Raw genomic sequence first — 20,151 nt, 5'->3', positions numbered from 1 at the left:
GCGCGGCATGGGCGATGACTGGTGGGTCCGGGGTTTGCGCGCGCCGTAAATCATGCCGTCCCGGATACGAGCCCCGGAGCGGACCCGGGACGGCACCGACCCGGCACCGGGCACCCCCGACCACCCAGCCCGTCCGGCGATTGAGGACGGACACCCCGGCCCACCCGGCGGCACCGGGCGCACACGACGGACACCCCGGCCCACCCCGCGGCACCGGGCGCACGCGACGGACACCCCGGTCACCGTCGCCGCACCGGGCAACCCCCTCAAACCGCATAGCCGGCGCGGCGCATACGGAGCCGGGCGACGGCCCCGTACAGCACCAGCCCTACGGCCAGCCCCGCACCCGCGCCGAAGCACGCGGTCGGGATGATGTCGAGCGGCGTCTCGATGCGGCCCCAGTACTGGTACCACCGCACGCACCGGTGGGCGATCCCCGCGAGCACGCACACCGCGAGCACCGCCACGGCCGCCCGCCGCTCCCCACGGCCGAGTACCGGCACCGACAAGGGCGGCGGCGTCGTCACCGGCCCCCGCCGAAGAGCCGTGGCCGTGAACCAGACCATGCCGGTGAGGCCCAGCGCCGAACTGCCGTACTGCGTGTACGTATAGAGCGGGAAGCCTGCCACGACCTCGTCGAGCACCGGCAGCATCCGCACGCCCCAGCGGTCGAAATGGGTGAATGCGTCCCACACCACATGCGTCGTCGCGCCGAGCGCCGCGGATACGTGGAACCAGAGCGCCACGGCCGTCCACGGCCGTTCCCGCCACGTGCGACCCCGCACCAGCGCGTGCACCCGCCCCTGCCACCCGCGCGGGAGGAGCGCCACCAGCGGGTCACGGATCGTCAGCCAGAGTCCGACGAGCACCACGGTGATGACGACATCGACCGTCACGACGCCGATCGGCCCGTGCGTCAGATCCCCGAACTCCATGGCCCCTGGCAGAACACTCGCCGCGAAGTACGTCATGTCCGGCGAGAACGATCCCGCGATGAGCGCCGAGACGACCAGCGGGCCACGGGCCGTGCCGTCTCTTCGGACGGCCGGCAGCACCGCCGCGGCATGACTGAGCGTGAACGGCATGAAGTGCCCCCCGTGCGACCAACTTCGAACAATGCCGTCCAGTATGCGCGAGGCCGACCGTCCGCCATGCGAACATCCTGTTCCACAGGCCGCTCGCCGCACGCCGGATGGCCGTTCGGTGAACAACACCAAAGAGCGACCGGGGGGCCGGTGTTACGGGGCCGACAGTTGCCGTAGTGTCACCCGAGTCAGTGCGCGGGGAGCGCGAACGGCCGTCGACGGGGAGGGAACAGACGTATGGCAGCGCAATTCGGCCGCCGGCTGCGCAGGGGGGCGACGACCACCGCAGTGGCCGCGGCCGCGGTGGCCGCGCTCTCCGCGTCACAGGCGCCGGGTGTCACGCCCGCCACCGCCGGAGGCGACGGGAACACGGCCGGGTCGACCACCCCGCCCGAGGCCTCGGCCACCGGCAACTCCCCGTACTACACCGATCTCCCCCCGCTCAACACGCCGAACAAGCCGGGCACTTCCATCGACCTGCCCGTGGTGACAGGGCCGGCAGAAGCGGGCATACCGGCCACGGTCCTCGCCGCGTACAAGCAGGCCGAGACGGCCCTCGCTGCCTCCGACCCCGCCTGCCGCCTTCCCTGGCAGCTGCTCGCCGCGATCGGCAAGGTCGAATCGGGCCAGGCGCGCGGCGGCCGGGTCGACGCCAACGGCACGACGACGTCCCCGATTCTCGGCCCGGTCCTCAACGGTGTCGGCTTCGCCGACATCTCCGACACCGACCACGGTGCGTACGACGGCGACCGCACCCACGACAGGGCCGTCGGGCCGATGCAGTTCATCCCGTCCACCTGGGAGACCTGGGGCCAGGACGCCAACAACGACGGCCGCAGGGACCCGAACAACATCTACGACGCGGCCCTCGCGGCGGGCAAGTACCTGTGCGCCGGCGGGCGCGACCTGTCCCTGCAGCGCGATCTGGACCGGGCGATCCTGAGCTACAACCATTCGCAGGAGTACCTGCGGACGGTGCTGTCGTGGTTCGAGTACTACAAGCGCGGCAGCCACCAAGTCCCGGACGGTACGGGCATCCTGCCGGTCGACCGCAGCGACGGCGGCAACGGAGCGAGCCCCGAGCCGACCGCCCCCGTCACGCCGGGGCCCAGCCCCAGCCCCGGCCGGCCCGACGACAAGCCCACCCCGACGCCGTCTCCCACGACTCCGCCGTCGAAGCCCGGCACACCCACTCCGACGCCGACTCCGACGCCCACCCTGGGTGCCGCGCGCATCGAGGACGCGGGCAGCGGGCCGCTCACCGCCTTCACGGGCACGGAGTTCGCCGAGCGCGTCAAGGTCCGTGCCGAGAACCGCCTCGGTGGCGGCGTCGCCAAGGTGGGGCTCGCCTTCGAGATCGTCGGTGACACCGACGCCCGCTTCGCCGACGGCAGCACCAAGGCCGTCGTCGCCACCGGAGCCGACGGAGTGGCCGTCGCCCCCGTCCTGCGCGCGGGCGAGAAGACCGGCGACTTCACGGTCCGGGTCACCGTCCCCGGCCGTAACCTGCCCGGGCTCGACTACACCGCGAGCGTCGCCCCGCGCCAGGCCGACACGCTGGCCCGGACCGGCGACAAGGAGCTGGCGGCCGCGCCCGGCACCGAGTTCGCCGACGCGGTCGAGGTCAAGGCGACGTTCAAGGGCGCCGCGGCCGCGGGTGTCGCGGTCACCGCCACTCTGATCACCGCAGCGGACAACCCTGCCGAGAACACCAAGGGCCCGTACTTCAAGGACGCGGAGGGCAACCCCGTCCGCACCCTCACCGAGCTGAAGACCGACGCGAACGGCGCCCTCGTCCTCCCGAAGCTCTACGCCGACGGCGAGACCGGCACCTTCCTGCTCCGCCTCACCGCCCCGGGCGGTGCCACGCTCACCCTCGACCTGAAGGTCGCCGCCCCGCCGGCCGCCTAGGCCCTGTCCCCCCAGGACCAGGTCGCACCCAGCGCCCCGCACCGTGATCATCACGGTGCGGGGCGCTGCGCATTCACACGCCACCGGGCCGGTGGGGCAACGCCCGCCCGTGGACGGAGGCCGAACCGGGCGTCCGGGTGCGGTGCAACGTGTTCTCATCTCGCGGCCGCGTTGCTACGGTGCCCCAGCCCCGAAGTCCTGACGCTGTATCAGATCCGCATTCCCGGGAGGCCGACCTTGCGCGCCCTCGTCGCCGCCGCCATCGGGCTGGCCCCGGTGCTCCTCATCATGCTGCTCGTCGCGGTCCTCGACGTACCGCCCGGGGAGACCTCCCCCAAGCCGCTGTACACCACCGTCCCCGGCCCCAAGAAATAGCGGGAGGACCAGCCGCCATGCGCCGCCGAGCCAGCCTCGTCCTCCTGGCCTTCGCCGTCTTCTGCGCCGCCCTGGCGCCGGTCCTGCGCTGGTACGCCTTCCCGCGGCTGGCCAAGATCCCGCCCAGCCAGTACCAGGAGATGGTGCTGGAGGCGAAGCCCGCGACCCTGCTGCAGTACGACACGATGCAGGCGAAACAGGTCGAGAAGGTCACCATCGTCCAGACCCTCAGGGGCAACGTCGAGGAGTCCGAGAAGATAGAACGGGACGCCGGCCGTGACGTCGTGGTCTGGGACTCGCTGTCGTACGTCCAGGGCCCCGACGGCAAGATGGTCTCCCAGATCCCCGAGCGCTACATCTTCGACGCCCACACCCAGGCGCCCGTGCACGCGACCGGCGAGATGGTCGACGGGGACGCGGTGCGGCGCGAGGGCATCGAGTTCAAGTGGCCCTTCCTGACCGAGAAGCGGGACTACGAGTACTTCGACGCCCAGACCCGCACCTCCGCGCCCATCCACTACAAGGGGACGCGGACCTTCAGGGGCATGGAGGTCTACTACTTCGAGCAGACGATCCCATGGACCAAGGTCGCGTACCCGAAGAAGATGCCGATGCCCGGCATCGACGCGACGACGCTGGAGAAGCAGACAGGCACCACCCGCTGGTACACCACCAAGCGGATGTTCTGGGTCGAGCCCGTCACCGGGGCGCCCGTCACCGGCGAGGAGATCCACACCGAGGAGCTGCGCGGCGGCTCCCTGCTGGGCGGCCGGGACAAGGTCACGGCGTTCTCCGGGCACGTGAAGATGCGCGAGGACTACATCGACTACACCGTCGACCTGGTCTCGAAGAACCGCACGACGGTGCTGCTGCTGGTCTCCTACCTGCCCTGGAGTTTCGTGACCCTCGGGCTCGTGCTTCTCGCGCTCTCCCTCTGTCTGGAGGCGCGGTCCCGCCGGCCGGACGGCCCGGCCGTGGAGCAGCGCGAGCCGGAGCCGGTCAGCGCTTGACCCCGCGGGTCGGCTCCGCCGTCGACGGGTCCTCCGGCCACGGGTGCTTCGGATAGCGCCCGCGCAGCTCCGCCCGCACGGCCCGGTAGCCGTCCCGCCAGAAGGACGCGAGATCGGCGGTGACGGCAGCGGGCCGCCCGGCGGGGGACAGCAGGTGCACGAGCACCGGGACGCCCGCGACGACCGGTGTCGTGGACAGCCCGAACAGCTCCTGCAGCTTGACGGCCAGTACCGGCTGCTCGCCCGTGTAGTCGAGCCGTATCCGCGAACCGCTCGGCACCTCGATCCGCTCCGGCGCGAGCTCGTCGAGCCGGACCGCGTCGCCGCTCGCCCAGGGGAGCAGCCGCTGCAGCGCCTGCCCCGCGTCGATGCGGGCGAGATCGGCCCTGCGGCGCGCCCGGGACAGCTCCGGCTCCAGCCACTCGCCGGAACGGTCCAGCAGAGCGCCGTCCGACACGTCCGGCCAGGGCGCTCCCAGCACCCGGTGCACGAACGCGAGCCGCTGCCGCAGCCCCGTGGCGTCCTTCGACCACGCGAGCAGCCCGAGCCCCTCGTGCCGCAGGCCCTCCAGCAGGGCGTCCCGTACGAGACCGGGGCCCGGCTCCTTCAGCGGGCGGACGGACAGCTCCACCGCACCCAGCCGCTCCACGTGCCGGGCGACCACGTCACCGTCCTCCCAGTGCACCTCCTCGCCCCTGCTCAGCAGGTGCGACGCGGCGGTGCGCGCGGTGTCCTCGTCCACGACGGCGGCGAGCCGCACCCGTGCCGAAGCGGCGTGCGCGGGCCGGTCCGCGACGGCCACCGCCAGCCATGGCGCACTCCGCAGCCGCGACCCCTCGCCCAGCTCGGCCCCGGTCCCGGAGGCCATCAGATACGCCGCATCGCCGCGCGCCCGGGCGACCCGCTCGGGGAAGGCGAGCGCGGCGACGAATCCGGCGACGGCGTCGTCGGAGAGGTGGCTTTCCCGCACCGCCGCCCCGGATCCGGGCCGTGCGCCGGGTGCCGGGCCGGAGGCCGCGCCCCGGACCTCCTCGGAGCTGCGCCCCGGACCCCGCGCCTCGAACGCCGGCGAGGCCGGATCCGTGGCCTGCCCGGCGATTGCGTGCACCCCCGCGCCGGGGGCGCCGGCGGCCGGGGACTCTGCGCCTGTCGGGGTGCTGGGGGCGTAGCCCCCGGTCTCGGCCGCGCGCGCAAGCCGCCCCGCCTCCGCCCTCCAGCGCGCCCCGTACGCGTCCCCGCCCCCACGCGCGGAGCGCCAGGCCGCCGTCAGGTCGTCGCCGTACTCCCGCGGCGGTTCCTCGCTCAGCAGTGCCACGACCTCCGCCGCGCGCCGGGTGCCCACCTCGGGGGCGCCGTCGATCAGGGCGCGGGCCAGCCGGGGGTGGAGGCCGAGGCGGGACATCCGGGCACCGCGCTGCGTGGCGCGGCCGGAGGCATCGACCGCGCCGATCGCGGCCAGCACGGACCGGGCGGCCGCCATCGCACCGCCCGCGGGCGGGTCCAGCAGAGCGAGCCCGGAGGCGTCCGGGTCGCCCCAGCAGGCCGCCTGGAGGGCGAACGCGGTCAGGTCCGCGACCTGGATCTCCGGCGCGGGGAAGCGCGGCAGCCGTACGTCCTCGGCCTGCGACCAGCAGCGGTAGACGGCACCCGGTGCCTCACGCCCGGCCCGGCCCGCGCGCTGGCGGGCCGCCGCCTGCGACGCCCGTACCGTCGTGAGCGACCCGATGCCGCGGGCGTGGTCGGTCCGCGGCTCCCGGGCGAGGCCCGAGTCCACGACGATCCGTACGCCCGGCACGGTCAGCGACGACTCGGCCACCGAGGTCGCCAGCACGACCCGGCGCCCCGCGGCGGAACCGGCCAGCACCGCGTCCTGCACCGACGCCGGCGCCCGCCCGTGCACCTGCAGCACCTCCGCGTCCACGCCCGAGAGCAGCCCGGCGACCCGGGCGATCTCCCCGACCCCGGGCAGAAAGCACAGCACGTCACCCACGCGCTCGGCCAGCGCCCGCCGCACCACCGACGCCACGTGTGCCAGCAGCGCGGGATCCACCCTCGTCCCGTGCGGCGGCCGCACAGGACGGGCCGGGGGAGCCCACACCACCTCCACCGGATGTGCGACCCCCTCGGCCTCGACCACCGGCGCGTCGCCCAGCAGCCGTGCCCACCCCGCCGCGTCCGTCGTCGCCGACGCCGCCACCAGCCGCAGCTCGGGCCGCAGCGCCTCCCGTACGTCCAGCAGGAACGCCGCCACCGTGTCCGCGTCCAGATGCCGCTCGTGACACTCGTCGAGGATCACCACATCGACGCCCGCCAGCTCCTGGTCCCGCTGGAGCCGCTGCAGCAGCACACCGGTGGTGACCACCTCGACGACCGTCCCGCGCCCCACGGCACGCTCCCCGCGCACCGTGAACCCGACCCGACCGCCGACCTTCTCGCCCAGCAGCCACGCCATCCGCTTCGCCGCCGCCCGCGCCGCGATCCGCCGCGGTTCGGCGACCACCACCCGCGCGCCCCGTTCCGCCAGCGCCAGGGGCACCAGTGTCGTCTTCCCGGTCCCGGGCGGCGCGCACAGCACTGCGGCCCCGCGCTCGTCCAGGGCCCGCTCCAGAGCGGGCAGGGCCGTGCGGACGGGCAGCCCCTCCAGGGCGTCCTCGCGGATCACGCTCCTGGTCCCTCCACCAGCCTTCGGCCGGAAGGACCCTCCATCTCGCTTCGCTCGCACACGAAGATCGCCGTTCCCGGGATCAGATTCCCCCGCAGCGGCGACCAGCCGCCCCATTCCTGGCTGTTCCAGGCCGGCCACTCCGGCTCCACCAGGTCGACCAGCCGGAAGCCGCCGGCCACCACGTCCCGTACCCGGTCGCCGATCGTCCTGTGGTGCTCCACATACACGGCCCGGCCCTGCTCGTCCTGCTCCACATAAGGAGTGCGGTCGAAGTACGAGGCCGCCACGCTCAGGCCCTCGGGGCCCGGCTCGTCCGGGAACGCCCAGCGGATCGGATGCGTGACCGAGAAGACCCACCGCCCGCCCGGCCGCAGGACACGCCGGACCTCGCGGAACACCTTCACCGGGTCCGACACGAACGGCACGGCGCCGTACGCCGAGCACGCCAGGTCGAAGGAGCCGTCCGCGAAGGGCAGCGCCCCCGCGTCCGCCTCCACGAGCGGGAAGCCGGTGCCGATGCGCAGCGCGTGCTGAAGCTGCCGGTGCGACAGATCGAGGGCCACCGGCCGCGCTCCCTGCGCCGCCAGCCAGCGCGAGCACTGCGCCGCGCCCGCGCCGATCTCCAGCACGTCCCGACCCGCGAGCGAATCCGCGGGGCCCAGCAGCCGCGCCTCCGCCTCGTCCAGCCCCTCCGGCCCCCACACGAAGCGGTCGTCACCCAGAAACGTTCCGTGCTCGCTCTGGTACTCGTCCGCGTTCCGGTCCCACCAGCCGCGGCTCGCCCGGCTGCTCTCCGCGTCCCCGGCGTCACGCCGGGTGGCCTCGGGCTCCGCGTCGGGCTCGGTTTCCGGTGCGTACACCATTGCTTCGGGTTCGTACTCTTGGATCATCTCGCCCGTCGTTGTACGTTGCTCGAGCCCCGCCCGGACGTGCAGCAGGCGTGTCGCCGACGTGTCGTGGACGAGCGAGGCGCGGCCATTGTGGCCTCGGGAAACCTTAGTTGTGCCGGGTATGGGCCATTCCGCCCCGGGTGGGGGCCTTCGCGCATTGACCATGCCCTGCCGTCCCCTTATGCTAAAGGTTGCGCTGCGGGCTTGCGCGCCTCAGACGTAGCAGGCCGCGCTCGCATCTGTTGTATGTCCCCTCGGTTCTCGAGGCGCCTTTCCTTTCGGGTTGGCGCTTCCTTGGCTGTCCGGCTTCTTCAGCTGCGATACGGGCTCTCGGCGTAGCAGTACCTACGACTTCAATGTCCGTACCGGAGCCCTTTCCCACATGACGAGCAGCACCGAGACCACCGCCACCACCCCGCAGGTTGCGGTCAACGACATCGGTAACGAGGAAGCCTTCCTCGCCGCGATCGACGAGACGATCAAGTACTTCAACGACGGCGACATCGTCGACGGCGTCATCGTGAAGGTCGACCGGGACGAGGTCCTGCTCGACATCGGTTACAAGACCGAAGGTGTCATCCCGAGCCGCGAGCTCTCGATCAAGCACGACGTCGACCCGAACGAGGTCGTGGCCGTCGGCGACGAGATCGAGGCCCTGGTCCTCCAGAAGGAGGACAAGGAAGGCCGCCTGATCCTCTCGAAGAAGCGCGCCCAGTACGAGCGTGCCTGGGGCACCATCGAGAAGATCAAGGAAGAGGACGGCATCGTCACCGGTACCGTCATCGAGGTCGTCAAGGGTGGTCTCATCCTCGACATCGGCCTCCGCGGCTTCCTCCCCGCCTCCCTCGTGGAGATGCGGCGCGTCCGCGATCTCCAGCCGTACGTCGGCAAGGAGCTCGAGGCGAAGATCATCGAGCTGGACAAGAACCGCAACAACGTGGTCCTGTCCCGCCGTGCCTGGCTCGAGCAGACCCAGTCCGAGGTCCGCCAGACGTTCCTCACCACCCTGCAGAAGGGTCAGGTCCGCTCCGGCGTCGTGTCCTCGATCGTCAACTTCGGTGCCTTCGTGGACCTGGGTGGCGTCGACGGTCTCGTGCACGTCTCCGAGCTGTCCTGGAAGCACATCGACCACCCGTCCGAGGTTGTCGAGGTCGGCCAGGAAGTCACCGTCGAGGTCCTCGACGTCGACATGGACCGCGAGCGTGTCTCCCTGTCGCTGAAGGCGACGCAGGAGGACCCGTGGCAGCAGTTCGCCCGTACGCACCAGATCGGTCAGGTCGTCCCGGGCAAGGTCACGAAGCTCGTTCCGTTCGGTGCGTTCGTCCGCGTGGACGAGGGCATCGAGGGTCTGGTCCACATCTCCGAGCTGGCCGAGCGCCACGTGGAGATCCCGGAGCAGGTCGTCCAGGTCAACGACGAGATCTTCGTCAAGGTCATCGACATCGACCTCGAGCGTCGCCGGATCTCGCTGTCCCTGAAGCAGGCCAACGAGGCCTTCGGTGCCGACCCGGCGTCGGTCGAGTTCGACCCGACCCTGTACGGCATGGCCGCGTCCTACGACGACCAGGGCAACTACATCTACCCCGAGGGCTTCGACCCGGAGACCAACGACTGGCTGCCGGGCTTCGAGAAGCAGCGCGAGGAGTGGGAGCGCCAGTACGCCGAGGCGCAGCAGCGCTTCGAGCAGCACCAGGCGCAGGTCATCAAGTCCCGCGAGGCCGACGAGGCCGCTGCTGCCGAGGGTGGCGCCGCCGCTCCGGCCGCCGCGCCGCAGGGCGGTTCGTACTCCTCGGAGTCGGACGACACCTCCGGCGCCCTGGCGTCGGACGAGGCCCTGGCCGCGCTCCGCGAGAAGCTGGCCGGCGGCCAGAGCTGATCGCTCACCGCTAGTCCGTAGCTCATAGCCGAGGCCCGCTCCCCCTGGGGAGCGGGCCTCGGTCATGTCCGGAGGCGGGCGGCCTCAAGGGTGGAGAGCGGGGCGGGGCTCGAGGATCGTGTCGCCGGGGACGGCCGCGGCGAGGGCGGATTTGAGCTCGGCGGCCGTGGACACCTCGATGACGGTGGCGGCCCCGGCGGGTGGGGCGAGCGGCGCCAGTGCACCCGCCGCGAGCAGCGGCGCGGACAGCGCGGGGGAGCAGCGTTCGGCTACGCATGGGGGGCCTTCCCGTTGTGGGGGTTGTATGTGAAGGTGCGTGCTTGCGAGCCTTCGTGTTCGCGTATGTGGATTCTGGGCGCGTCCATGAACTGGAGTTGTCCGCGACCGTAGAGATGGGTCGTGGGCATGTCAAAGTCTGATCAATGCGGCTGCAGTCAGGCGCAGTTGAGCGTGCGGCGCCTTCGACAAGGAACCGGCCGAAGGGGAATGCCCGCCCCGCACACGGCGTTCTTCCCTACGGACACGAGGAGGAGCGGTAATCGTGCTTGATCCGCAGGGTTTGTACGAGTGGGAGCCGAAGGGCCTGGCCGTCGTCGACATGGCGCTCGCGCAGGAGTCGGCCGGACTGGTCATGCTGTACCACTTCGACGGATACATCGACGCGGGGGAGACCGGCGAGCAGATCGTCGAAACCCTGCTGGACGCGCTTCCGCACCAGGTCGTCGCCCGATTCGACCACGACAGGCTCGTGGACTACCGCGCGCGCCGCCCGCTGCTGACCTTCCGGCGCGACCGCTGGACGGACTACGAAACCCCGACTCTCGAGGTCAGGCTGGTCCAGGACGCCACGGGCGCCCCCTTCCTGCTGCTCTCCGGCCCCGAGCCCGACGTCGAGTGGGAGCGCTTCGCGGCCGCCGTCCGGCAGATCGTCGAGCGTCTCGGCGTACGCCTTTCGGTCAACTTCCACGGCATCCCCATGGGCGTTCCGCACACCCGCCCGGTCGGTATCACCCCGCACGGCAACCGCACCGACCTCATGCCGGGCCACCGCAGCCCCTTCGACGAGGCCCAGGTGCCGGGCAGCGCGGAGTCGCTCGTCGAGTACCGGCTGATGCAGTGGGGCCACGACGTCCTCGGTGTCGCCGCGCACGTGCCGCACTACGTCGCCCGCTCCGCCTACCCCGACGCGGCGCTCACCGCCCTCGAGGCGATCACGGCCGCGACGGGGCTCGTCCTGCCCGGTGTCGCGCACGCCCTGCGCGCCCAGGCGCAGCGCACGCAGACCGAGATCGACCGGCAGATCGGCGAGGGCGACGAGGAGCTCGTGACCCTGGTACGGGGACTTGAGCACCAGTACGACGCGATCGCCGGCGCCGAGACGCGCGGCAGCCTGGTCGCCGAACCGGTGGATCTGCCCTCCGCGGACGAGATCGGGCGCGAGTTCGAGCGCTTCCTGGCGGAGCGGGAGGGCGACGGGGGCTGATCGGCTAGGCTGCGGAGGCTGCGCCGATGGGCCTGACCAGGGGAATTGGCGCCGGCAAGTCGTCGTCCCCGCCGACGCGCGGGGGTCCGTGAACGAGTGGAGGCGCAGCCGTGCTGTCCGTGGGCCTGACCGGTGGAATCGGTGCCGGCAAGAGCGAAGTGTCGCGGCTGTTCGCGTCGTACGGGGCGGTGTTGATCGACGCCGACAAGATCGCACGAGAGGTCGTCGAGCCCGGGACACCCGGGCTCGCGGCCGTCGTCGAGGCCTTCGGGCCCGAGGTCCTCGCCGCCGACGGCACCCTCGACCGGCCGAAACTCGGCTCGATCGTGTTCGCCGACGCCGACCGCAGGGCGGAACTCAACGCGATCATCCATCCCCTGGTCGGAGCCCGCTCGGCCGAGCTGACGGCAGCGGCCGGCGAGGACGCGGTGGTGATCCACGACGTACCGCTCCTCACCGAGAACCGGCTCGCCCCGCTGTACGACCTGGTCGTGGTGGTGGACGCGTCTCCCGAGACCCAGCTGGACCGGCTCGTACGCCTGCGCGGAATGAGCGAGTCCGACGCGCGGGCGCGCATGGCCGCCCAGGCCACCCGCGAGGAGCGGCGCGCCGTAGCCGACATCGTCATCGACAACGACGGACCACTGGAGGCGCTGGAGCCGCAGGTCCGCAAAGTGTGGGCGGCTCTGACCGAGCGCGCGAGCCGATAGAGCGCCGTAAGCCGGGATCCCTCTTCGGACCGGCACTGGCCGTCACCGCGTTCCGACAATCGGAACACTCCCGCCGTGCGGGATGTTGAACAGCCCGAGCGAGGGGAAGGATGGCAGCGTGCCCGAGACGAACCCGGAAACTCACGTCATCGATTTCCGCGCGGCCGAGCAGTTGCTCGCGGCCCGGGATCCGCGCGGCGCGATCAAGCTGCTCGACTCGGTCATCGCCGCCCACCCCGAGAGCGGAGCGGCCCGTCTGCTGAGAGCGCGCGCCTACTTCGCCGCCGCCCAACTGCGCGCGGCGGAGCGCGAATTCCAGCACATCGTGGACCGCGAGCCGGACAACGCGTTCGCCCACTTCGCGCTGGCCCGCACCTTCCAGCGGTCCGGCCGCCCGGACCAGGCCCTGCGGCACTTCCGGCTGGCGGCGGCGCTCGACCCCAAGCCGGAGTACCTGGAGGCGGCCCGGTTCGAGTCCTGATCCCGGCGCTTCAGGGATCGGCCCGGCGCCACGTCGCCTGCTTCTGACGCCTGCTTCTACGGGGCTCGGGGCCTGGGGCCCGGGGCCGACGGTGGCCCGGGGCTGCGGTACGGCCTGTTGTCACCGTGGTCCGGTTCGTACGGCGGGATGTCAGGGCCCGGCTGGTAGTGCGGCCCCTGATGGAGCCGGTGCACCACGACCATCAGATCCGCCGAAACGATCAGGCACAGCACCGCGCAGGCGATCGCCCAGCCCGGCCGCTCCGCGAGCGCGAACACGGCCGTGCCCGCGACCGCCCACAGCAGTCCCCATACACTCAGCCAGAATCGCAGCCGGAGAGGACTGCGTGCTGTTGCCGGTTCACTCCCAGTGCGCATGGCAATCGCCGCCTTCTACTCCAGGATGTACCCGATTTCCGCTGGATACGCCCCGTCACCCGCTTCGTACCGGACGGGCGGGGCGTCATCGGCCGGATCACCGACGACACCCGGATGACCCTCTTCACGGCCGAGGGGCTCATTCGCGCCGACGCAGGGCCCTTCCTGTACGCACGACGGGCACCCGGTAACGCCTCTCTGACGGGCGCGCCCAGGAGCATGTGCCCCACCGGCGGCGGAGTTGGGCGGGCACGGCAGGTCAGCGCACAGTCCAAGGGCTGCGGGACGGTGATGCGTTCGGCGCCGTTCGGACTGGGGCCACTCCGTGGACAGCGATTCCACGGGTGCGGTCTGCGGCAATCTGCTCACCGCATCCGCACAGTGAGTGTGCGATGAGTTCCGGCCGCGTGCCCGGTCCTACTCCCTGAAAGCGCTACGGAACGCTCTCATGACGCCTACGGAGGAGACCGCGATGTCCGCCACCACCTCGACCACCACCTCGACCGCCGAGCCCCTGAGCCGCCGCGCGGACCTCGCCGTGCGCACGCTGCAGATCCTGCTCGCACTGCTCTTCGCGATCCCGAGTGCCGCGCCGAAGCTCATCGGGCACGCGTCGGCCGCGGAGTCGTTCGACAAGATCGGCTTCGGCGACTGGTTCATGTACCTGGTCGGGGTGCTGGAGCTGGCCGGCGCCGTGGCGCTCGTGGTCCCGATCCTGTCCGGACTTTCGGCGCTGGCCCTGATCGGCCTGATGATCGGGGCGTTCACCACCCAGATGACGGTCTTCGACGGGCAGTACGCGATCACACCGGTGCTGGTGGCGATCCCGCTCGCCGTCATCGCCTGGACCCGGCGGAACCGCACCGCCGAGCTGTTCGCGCTGGTCAGGGCGCGGCTCTGACGCGCAGCGCACGGCCTTTGTGCTGACGTGCAGATCGCAGCTCGTGGCTCGCAGCTCGTAGCCCCGGTCGGTCATCCGTCCGGGGCTCTGCTCAGTGCGCGGGGCTCAGTGCACGAAGGTGTAGCTGTGCCAAGGCGGGGTGTCCGGAGCGATGTTGTCGAACAGCGTCGTCGGGATGTACGCCGATTCGCTCCCCGAACAGTTCGGGTTCGTGTACATCATCATGTCGATCAACGTGGCGTTCTCGACCCGGTGGGCACCGGTCGGTGCGAGCCGGTGACAGCCGTTCACGCCGGGGTTCGACACCTTGACGACCCGCTCGCCCTCGGTCTCGTAGATGACGGTGCCCACCGCGGTCCGGCCGAGGCCGGAACAGCCCGCGACGGCGAGGGACAGGATCACTGCCCCGGCGGCGATGCCGGGACGCCGGAGATGGGACATGGCTGGTCCTCGTCTGTCGTGTGTCGTCTGTCGTCGGCGGTTCACGTGGCTCACGTGGCTCACGTGGTTCCGGACGTTCCGGACTCGTGCTCGCCACCCTGCCGGACTCACGGCGGCGCGGCACCCCATGTGCAGCCGCACAGGGGATTCCGGACGCTCGACCGGGGGTCACGACAGGAATACCGTTGAGTCACGGACCGAATCTCCCGAGCGCGTGGACGGCAGGGGGTCCCGTGATGGTCGAAGAGCTGGTGGCGGCGGGCTTGGCGGCAGGATCCGCCTGCCTGGTCTACGGGCTGGCCGCGGCGAAGGTCGTCAAGCAGTACGAACGCGGCGTCGTGCTCCGCCTCGGGCGGCTGCGGAGCAGGGTACGTGAGCCGGGATTCACCATGATCATTCCGGTCGTGGACCGGATGCACAAAGTGAACATGCAGATCGTGACGATGCCCGTGCCTGCCCAGGAGGGCATCACGCGCGACAACGTCACGGTCCGGGTGGACGCCGTCGTGTACTTCAAGGTGGTGGACGCGGCCGACGCGATCATCAGGGTCGAGGACTACCGCTTCGCCGTCTCCCAGATGGCGCAGACCTCCCTGCGGTCGATCATCGGCAAGAGCGAGCTCGACGACCTGCTGTCCAATCGGGAGAAGCTCAACCAGGGCCTCGAGCTGATGATCGACAGCCCGGCCCTCGGGTGGGGAGTCAGCGTCGACCGGGTGGAGATCAAGGACGTGTCGCTGCCCGAGACGATGAAGCGCTCGATGGCACGGCAGGCCGAGGCGGACCGGGAACGCAGGGCCCGGGTCATCAACGCCGACGCGGAACTGCAGGCGTCGAGGAAGCTGGCCGAGGCGGCACACCAGATGGCCGACGCGCCGTCGGCCCTGCAACTGAGGCTGCTGCAGACCGTGATGGCCGTGGCCGCCGAGAAGAACTCCACGCTGGTGCTGCCCATCCCGGTGGAGCTGCTGCGCTTCCTGGAGCGGGGCGCGCAGGGCACTCCGCAGGCCGGCTCGGAGGCCGCACCGCAGGCCGCACCGCAGACCTCTCCGCAGCCCGTCGCGTCGAGCGAACCCGGCGAACCGATCGGCACACCGGCCGAGCAGCGACCGGCGGCTCTGGAAGGGCCGGCAGGTACGGAGGGCCTCGAACTGCCGGGCTCGGAGGTGCGGGACGCGTCGGAGATGCCGCTGGAGCGTGAGGTGCACGCGCACGGTGCTGACGGCCACGGCGCAGCCGGCCGCAAGCCCGTCGACGAACCCAGCGAGCGGTAAAGGCGCAGGTCGGAGGTCGGTCGAGGGGCATTGTCAGACCTCGCCCGTATGGTCGTGGTGCCAAGGACCCGACCAGTGGGAGTGGAGGTGCCCCGCACATGCTGCACGTCTGTGCCGCCGTGTTCGTACCGGCAGCGCTGCCGCGGGAAGGGCGGGTCGCCTTCTGGAGCCCGGACGGTGGCGCGCTTCCGGTCGGGCAGGGTGGTGCCGTCGACTCCGGCGGGGCGGCCGGGTCCGGCGCGGCGGTCGAGTCCGGCGGGGGTGCCGAGCTCGCTGAGCTGACGGTCGTGCGGCCGCACGGCAGCGGCGTCCGCAGCCGCACCGTCCCCGCCCTGCTGCTGCCGGTCGCCGACGCCGTGCCGCTGCTCGTGCGCGCCCGGCACGACCCAGCGGCGCATCCCGCCACTGCCTGCTGGGGCGCCGCCGCCCTGCACGCCCTGCAGCTCGCCGCACGCGGCCGGCTTCTGCCCGGGCTGACCCCCGACGACCATGACGCCTGGCGGGCCGGCCCGCTGGACGCCGACGACATCGCCCATCTGCGCGCCGTCGCCGCAGCCATGCCGTACGAGGCCCATGCCACCCCGCTGCCCGGCCTGCGCCCTCTCCAGCTGCCCGATCCCGAGGCGCTGATCAGGTCGTTCCTGGACGCCGTCGCGGACACCCTGCCCCGCACACCCGCGGCCGAGCACGCGGCGGGGCGGCCCTTCGCCGCTGCGGCGCCGCAGCATCTGCCGGGAGCCCGTGACTGGGCGGCTGAGGCCGCGGCCGGTATGGACGCGGGCGTACGGATCTCGCTGCGCCTCGACCTGTCGGCGTTCGAGCTGTTCGACATCGCGGAGGACGGCGGGGCAGAGCGGCAGGCGGGCGCCGCGCTCGTCCAGGTGCACAGCCTCGCCGACCCGACGCTCGTCCTGGACGCCGCCCGGCTCTGGGCGGGCGAGGGCGAGGAGCACTTCGGGCCGCGGGCCCGTATCGACACCGTGCTCGCGCTGCGCCGGGCCGCCCGGGTCTGGCCCCCGCTCGGGCGGCTCATGGAGCGCGAAGTCCCCGACGTGCTGCCGCTCACCGAGGACGAGCTCTACGAGCTGCTGGGCGAGGCCGCCGCCCGGCTCGGCGCGGCCGGGGTGGCGTTGCACTGGCCCAAGGAGCTGGCCAGGACGCTCAGCGCGGCCGCTGTCGTGCGCGCGCCCGCTCCCGGCTCCGCCACGGACGGCACGCCGTTCTTCGACAGCGAGCAGCTGCTCAGGTTCAACTGGCAGCTGGCGCTGGACGGGGATCCGCTCACCGAGCGCGAGATGGACGCACTGGCCGAGGCGCACCGCCCGATCGTCCGGCTGCGCGACCAGTGGGTCGTGGTCGACCCCGATCTCGTCCGCAAGGCGCGCAAAAGGGAGCTGGGGCTCCTGGAGCCGGTGGACGCGCTGGCCGTGGCGCTCACCGGGACCGCCGAGGTGGACGGTGAGACGGTCGAGGCCGTCCCCGAGGGTGCGCTGGCCGCGCTGCGCGACCGGCTCACCGAGGGCCCGGCCGCCCTCGCCCAGCCGGCCGGACTCGACGCCACCCTGCGCGACTACCAGCTCCGCGGTCTCGGGTGGCTGGACCTGATGACCTCGCTCGGCCTCGGCGGCTGCCTCGCCGACGACATGGGCCTCGGCAAGACGGTCACGGTCATCGCCCTCCATTTGCACCGCGCCGAGCGCCGCGGGCGCACGGCGCCCACCCTGGTCGTCTGCCCGGCCTCGCTGCTCGGCAACTGGCAGCGGGAGATCGTCCGTTTCGCGCCGGGCGTGCCCGTGCGCCGTTTCCACGGCGCCGATCGCTCCCTCGACGGGGTCCACACGCCAGGCGACCGCCCCGGCTTCGTCCTCACCACGTACGGCACGATGCGTACGAGCGCCGCCGGACTGGCGGCGCGGGACTGGGGCATGGTCGTCGCGGACGAGGCCCAGCACGTCAAGAACCCCTTCTCCGCGACCGCCAAGGCGCTGCGCACCATCCCCGCCCCCGCGCGCGTCGCCCTCACCGGCACCCCCGTCGAGAACAACCTGTCCGAGCTGTGGTCCCTCCTCGACTGGACCACCCCTGGCCTGCTCGGCCCGCTGAAATCCTTCCGTGCCCGCCACGCCCGCGCCGTCGAGAACAGCGAGCACGTCGAGAACGAGGCGGCCGTCGAGCGCCTCTCCAGGCTCGTGCGCCCCTTTCTCCTGCGCCGCAGGAAATCCGACCCCGGCATCGTGCCGGAGCTGCCGCCCAAGACGGAATCCGACCACCCTGTCCCGCTCACCCGGGAGCAGGCGTCGCTGTACGAGGCGGTCGTGCGCGAGACCATGGCGCAGATCGAGAGCGCCGAGGGCATCGCGCGCCGCGGCCTCATCATGAAGCTGCTGACCTCGCTCAAGCAGATCTGCAACCACCCTGCGCAGTATCTGAAGGAGGACACCGGCCGCCTCGCCGCACGCTCCGGCAAGCTCGCCCTCCTCGACGAGCTGCTCGACACGATCCTCGCGGAGGACGGCGCGGTACTGATCTTCACGCAGTACGTGTCGATGGCGCGCCTCATCGCCGGGCACCTCGAGGCGCGGGCGATCCCGTCCCAGCTGCTCCACGGGTCCACCCCCGTGCCGGAGCGGGAGCGGATGGTGGACCGCTTCCAGTCCGGCGAGATCCCGGTGTTCATCCTCTCCCTCAAGGCCGCGGGCACCGGACTGAACCTGACCCGGGCCGGCCATGTCGTCCACTACGACCGCTGGTGGAACCCGGCCGTGGAGGACCAGGCCACCGACCGGGCCTATCGCATCGGCCAGACCCAGCCGGTGCAGGTCCACCGCCTCATCGCCGAGGGGACCGTCGAGGACCGTATCGCCGAGATGCTGCTGGCCAAGCGGGCGCTGGCCGACGCGGTGCTCGGCTCGGGGGAGGCGGCACTGACCGAGCTCACCGACCGGGAGCTGGCCGATCTCGTCTCGCTGCGGAGGCCGTCATGATCGCCCACCGCCCCGGGGCCGGGCGGCCGCGTCGGGACGCGCTGCGCAGGCCGGACGACCGGCGGCGTACGTTCCCGCAGCTCGCACCGCGGTCCGCCGACGAGTCGTTCGCCGCATCCTGGTGGGGCAACGCGTGGGTGGACGCGCTGGAGGACGCGGCCCTCGACCCGGCCCGCCTCGCTCGCGGCCGCGCGTACGCCGGGCGCGGCCAGGTCGACGCGATCACCGTCACCCCCGGCCGGGTCTCGGCGTACGTGCACGGGTCCCGCCCGCGCCCGTACCGTACGGACATCCGGCTGCGCACCCTCGGCGACGACGCCTGGGACCGGTTCCTCGACATCGCGGCCGCCCGACCCGACCACATCGCGGCCCTGCTCGACAAGGACGTCCCGCACGCGCTTGCGGGCGCTGCCGACCTGCTGCCCGTTCCCGGCGATCTGATCCCCGACTGCTCATGTCCCGACGACGGTTTCCCCTGCAAGCACGCGGCCGCACTCTGCTACCAGACGGCCCGGATCCTCGACGAGGACCCGTTCGTGCTGTTCCTCATGCGCGGCCACGGTGAACAGGAGATCCTCGCGGAGCTCACCCGGCGCAACGCCACCCGTTCCGCGGCCGAGCGGACCGCCGGGGAAGCGCACGGCACCACGCCCGCCCTCGCCACCGTCCCCGCTCGCGACGCCGTCGCACCGCGCATGCTGCCACCGCTTCCGCCGCCGCTGCCCGTGCCACCGCACCCCGGCCGCCCGCCGGTCTACCCGCAGGCGCCCGGCGCGCCCGACCCACTCGCCCTCGACCTCCTCGCCACCGAGGCCGCGGCCCGCGCCCACACCACCCTCCGGACGGGCCTGGATCCCCTCGCGGGCCTCACCCCCCGGCAGGACGCGGTCCGGCTGGCCGCCGCCCATCCCGGCTCCGGACTCACCGCCTCCACTCGGGCGCTGTACACCGCGCTGGCCCGCGCCACCGACCGCAGCCAGACGGACCTGGCCCGCGCCGTCGCCGCCTGGCGGCAGGGCGGCCTCGCGGGCCTGGCCGTCCTGGAGGAGGAGTGGGACCCGCCGGCCGGCCCCTTCGACCGGGCCCGCCCCGCACTGGCCGCCGCCGACTTCCCGGACTTCCGGCCCTCGCGCAACCGCCTCTCCACCTCCGCGCTGCAACTGCGCCTGGGCCGCGACGGCTTGTGGTACGGCTATGAATCGGACCCCGGCCGCGACGACTGGTGGCCCCGTGGCACTCCCGACGCGGACCCCGTCGGAGCGCTCGCCGCCTTGCTCGGCCGCTGACCGTAGGCCCGGACCGTGCGCCTGGACCGTGTGCGCCCGGACGTACGCCGTGGACCGACTGTGCGCCTCGCACCGAACGCCCTGGACCGGATGCCCGTGGGCACTCAGGAGCCCGAATGACCGGTGAGCACGCGAAAGACGGACCCGCCGATCTCGTCGTCGAAGGGGGCACCGCGCTGGTGCACGCCGAGGACGGCGGAATGAGTCGCCTACCCGACGGCCCCACCGCACAGGTTGAAGATCAAGCCAGGCCGACGTGCTGATGAGCTCGTCGGTGACCCACCGTGCGACGTCGGCTGGGTAGGGCGCCGGCAGTCCGAGGACGATGTGCCGGAAGCCATCGGCGGGCGCCGGCGAGCTGGAGGAAATACAGCTTCTCGCCGGGCACATCCTCTCCCGCGG

General features: G+C 72.3%; 17 protein-coding genes and 1 pseudogene. 13 read left to right on the top strand and 5 right to left on the bottom strand.

What is annotated here, in order from left to right; genetic code table 11:
• Positions 1-266 precede the first annotated feature (266 nt).
• Complete coding sequence (locus ACWCXB_RS11060; RefSeq protein ID WP_450721343.1) at positions 267-1,085, bottom strand: DUF4184 family protein; 819 nt, start codon at positions 1,083-1,085, stop codon at positions 267-269.
• 237 nt (positions 1,086-1,322) lie between these two features.
• Here ACWCXB_RS11060 and ACWCXB_RS11055 point away from each other — a divergent pair, with 237 nt between their 5' ends.
• From ACWCXB_RS11055 to ACWCXB_RS11045, 3 genes are all read left to right on the top strand, one after another.
• A complete protein-coding gene (locus tag ACWCXB_RS11055) occupies positions 1,323-2,996 on the top strand; it encodes a lytic transglycosylase domain-containing protein (protein ID WP_450721341.1) in 1,674 nt (557 codons plus the stop codon).
• Positions 2,997-3,233: 237 nt separating this feature from the next.
• Positions 3,234-3,371, top strand: a complete 138-nt coding sequence (locus ACWCXB_RS11050) for an SPW_0924 family protein (protein WP_450721339.1) — start codon at positions 3,234-3,236, stop codon at positions 3,369-3,371.
• A 17-nt stretch (positions 3,372-3,388) separates the two neighbouring features.
• Positions 3,389-4,381 carry a DUF3068 domain-containing protein gene (locus tag ACWCXB_RS11045; RefSeq protein WP_450721337.1) on the top strand — a complete coding sequence of 331 codons (993 nt, stop codon included), beginning with the start codon at positions 3,389-3,391 and terminating at the stop codon, positions 4,379-4,381.
• Here ACWCXB_RS11045 and ACWCXB_RS11040 read toward each other — a convergent pair.
• A complete protein-coding gene (locus ACWCXB_RS11040) occupies positions 4,371-7,043 on the bottom strand; it encodes an ATP-dependent helicase C-terminal domain-containing protein (protein ID WP_450721335.1) in 2,673 nt (890 codons plus the stop codon). The genes ACWCXB_RS11045 and ACWCXB_RS11040 overlap by 11 nt on opposite strands.
• The gene (locus tag ACWCXB_RS11035; RefSeq protein ID WP_450721333.1) at positions 7,040-7,936 is read right to left on the bottom strand and encodes a class I SAM-dependent methyltransferase; all 897 of its coding nucleotides are present in this window, start codon (positions 7,934-7,936) and stop codon (positions 7,040-7,042) included. Before ACWCXB_RS11035 ends, ACWCXB_RS11040 begins: the two co-directional genes overlap by 4 nt.
• A 382-nt stretch (positions 7,937-8,318) precedes the next feature.
• On the opposite strand from ACWCXB_RS11035, the gene rpsA reads away from it, so the two are divergent.
• The 4 genes from rpsA to ACWCXB_RS11015 all read left to right on the top strand — a co-directional run bounded on the left by rpsA (position 8,319) and on the right by ACWCXB_RS11015 (position 12,486).
• On the top strand, positions 8,319-9,812 hold the full coding sequence (rpsA, locus tag ACWCXB_RS11030; protein WP_450721331.1) for a 30S ribosomal protein S1: 1,494 nt from the start codon (positions 8,319-8,321) through the stop codon (positions 9,810-9,812).
• Between the two features lie 541 nt (positions 9,813-10,353).
• Positions 10,354-11,295, top strand: a complete 942-nt coding sequence (locus tag ACWCXB_RS11025) for a PAC2 family protein (protein WP_450721329.1) — start codon at positions 10,354-10,356, stop codon at positions 11,293-11,295.
• 110 nt (positions 11,296-11,405) lie between these two features.
• On the top strand, positions 11,406-12,005 hold the full coding sequence (gene coaE / locus ACWCXB_RS11020; protein WP_450721327.1) for a dephospho-CoA kinase: 600 nt from the start codon (positions 11,406-11,408) through the stop codon (positions 12,003-12,005).
• Positions 12,006-12,123: 118 nt separating this feature from the next.
• Entirely contained in the window at positions 12,124-12,486 is a 363-nt protein-coding gene (locus tag ACWCXB_RS11015) for a tetratricopeptide repeat protein (protein WP_351225425.1), read from the top strand.
• A 56-nt stretch (positions 12,487-12,542) separates the two neighbouring features.
• On the opposite strand, the gene ACWCXB_RS11010 is transcribed toward ACWCXB_RS11015, so the two are convergent.
• On the bottom strand, positions 12,543-12,863 hold the full coding sequence (locus tag ACWCXB_RS11010) for a DUF6343 family protein (RefSeq protein ID WP_450721325.1): 321 nt from the start codon (positions 12,861-12,863) through the stop codon (positions 12,543-12,545).
• Between the two features lie 66 nt (positions 12,864-12,929).
• Between ACWCXB_RS11010 and ACWCXB_RS11005 the strand changes: the two are divergent.
• A pseudogene (locus tag ACWCXB_RS11005) lies at positions 12,930-13,178 on the top strand (ADP-ribosylglycohydrolase family protein); the annotation flags it as partial.
• A gap of 157 nt (positions 13,179-13,335) precedes the next feature.
• A complete protein-coding gene (locus tag ACWCXB_RS11000) occupies positions 13,336-13,764 on the top strand; it encodes a DoxX family protein (protein WP_450721323.1) in 429 nt (142 codons plus the stop codon).
• A gap of 105 nt (positions 13,765-13,869) precedes the next feature.
• On the opposite strand, the gene ACWCXB_RS10995 is transcribed toward ACWCXB_RS11000, so the two are convergent.
• Complete coding sequence (locus ACWCXB_RS10995; protein ID WP_450721321.1) at positions 13,870-14,205, bottom strand: hypothetical protein; 336 nt, start codon at positions 14,203-14,205, stop codon at positions 13,870-13,872.
• 236 nt (positions 14,206-14,441) lie between these two features.
• Between ACWCXB_RS10995 and ACWCXB_RS10990 the strand changes: the two genes are divergently transcribed.
• From ACWCXB_RS10990 to ACWCXB_RS10975, 4 genes are all read left to right on the top strand, one after another.
• Positions 14,442-15,479 carry an SPFH domain-containing protein gene (locus tag ACWCXB_RS10990; protein WP_450721367.1) on the top strand — a complete coding sequence of 346 codons (1,038 nt, stop codon included), beginning with the start codon at positions 14,442-14,444 and terminating at the stop codon, positions 15,477-15,479.
• Between the two features lie 98 nt (positions 15,480-15,577).
• Entirely contained in the window at positions 15,578-18,463 is a 2,886-nt protein-coding gene (locus ACWCXB_RS10985; RefSeq protein WP_450721319.1) for a DEAD/DEAH box helicase, read from the top strand.
• Positions 18,460-19,749 carry an SWIM zinc finger family protein gene (locus tag ACWCXB_RS10980; protein ID WP_450721317.1) on the top strand — a complete coding sequence of 430 codons (1,290 nt, stop codon included), beginning with the start codon at positions 18,460-18,462 and terminating at the stop codon, positions 19,747-19,749. The genes ACWCXB_RS10985 and ACWCXB_RS10980 overlap by 4 nt, the downstream gene beginning before the upstream one ends.
• 116 nt (positions 19,750-19,865) lie before the next feature.
• Positions 19,866-20,012 (top strand): hypothetical protein, encoded by a 147-nt coding sequence (locus ACWCXB_RS10975; RefSeq protein ID WP_450721315.1) that lies wholly within the window; start codon positions 19,866-19,868, stop codon positions 20,010-20,012.
• The last annotated feature ends 139 nt before the right edge of the window (positions 20,013-20,151 follow it).

This window comes from Streptomyces sp. NPDC001514 (genome assembly GCF_053597075.1).
This window is presented reverse-complemented; position numbering and strand designations above follow the sequence as displayed.

Bases quoted from the DNA above. Each gene is read 5' to 3' on its own strand.
- ACWCXB_RS11060 (WP_450721343.1), bottom strand. From the start codon at position 1,085: ATGCCGTTCACGCTCAGTCATGCCGCGGCGGTGCTGCCGGCCGTCCGA.
- ACWCXB_RS11055 (WP_450721341.1), top strand. From the start codon at position 1,323: ATGGCAGCGCAATTCGGCCGCCGGCTGCGCAGGGGGGCGACGACCACC.
- ACWCXB_RS11045 (WP_450721337.1), top strand. From the start codon at position 3,389: ATGCGCCGCCGAGCCAGCCTCGTCCTCCTGGCCTTCGCCGTCTTCTGC.
- ACWCXB_RS11035 (WP_450721333.1), bottom strand. From the start codon at position 7,936: ATGATCCAAGAGTACGAACCCGAAGCAATGGTGTACGCACCGGAAACC.
- rpsA (WP_450721331.1), top strand. From the start codon at position 8,319: ATGACGAGCAGCACCGAGACCACCGCCACCACCCCGCAGGTTGCGGTC.
- ACWCXB_RS11010 (WP_450721325.1), bottom strand. From the start codon at position 12,863: ATGCGCACTGGGAGTGAACCGGCAACAGCACGCAGTCCTCTCCGGCTG.
- ACWCXB_RS11000 (WP_450721323.1), top strand. From the start codon at position 13,336: ATGTCCGCCACCACCTCGACCACCACCTCGACCGCCGAGCCCCTGAGC.
- ACWCXB_RS10995 (WP_450721321.1), bottom strand. From the start codon at position 14,205: ATGTCCCATCTCCGGCGTCCCGGCATCGCCGCCGGGGCAGTGATCCTG.
- ACWCXB_RS10990 (WP_450721367.1), top strand. From the start codon at position 14,442: ATGGTCGAAGAGCTGGTGGCGGCGGGCTTGGCGGCAGGATCCGCCTGC.
- ACWCXB_RS10985 (WP_450721319.1), top strand. From the start codon at position 15,578: ATGCTGCACGTCTGTGCCGCCGTGTTCGTACCGGCAGCGCTGCCGCGG.
- ACWCXB_RS10980 (WP_450721317.1), top strand. From the start codon at position 18,460: ATGATCGCCCACCGCCCCGGGGCCGGGCGGCCGCGTCGGGACGCGCTG.
- ACWCXB_RS10975 (WP_450721315.1), top strand. From the start codon at position 19,866: ATGACCGGTGAGCACGCGAAAGACGGACCCGCCGATCTCGTCGTCGAA.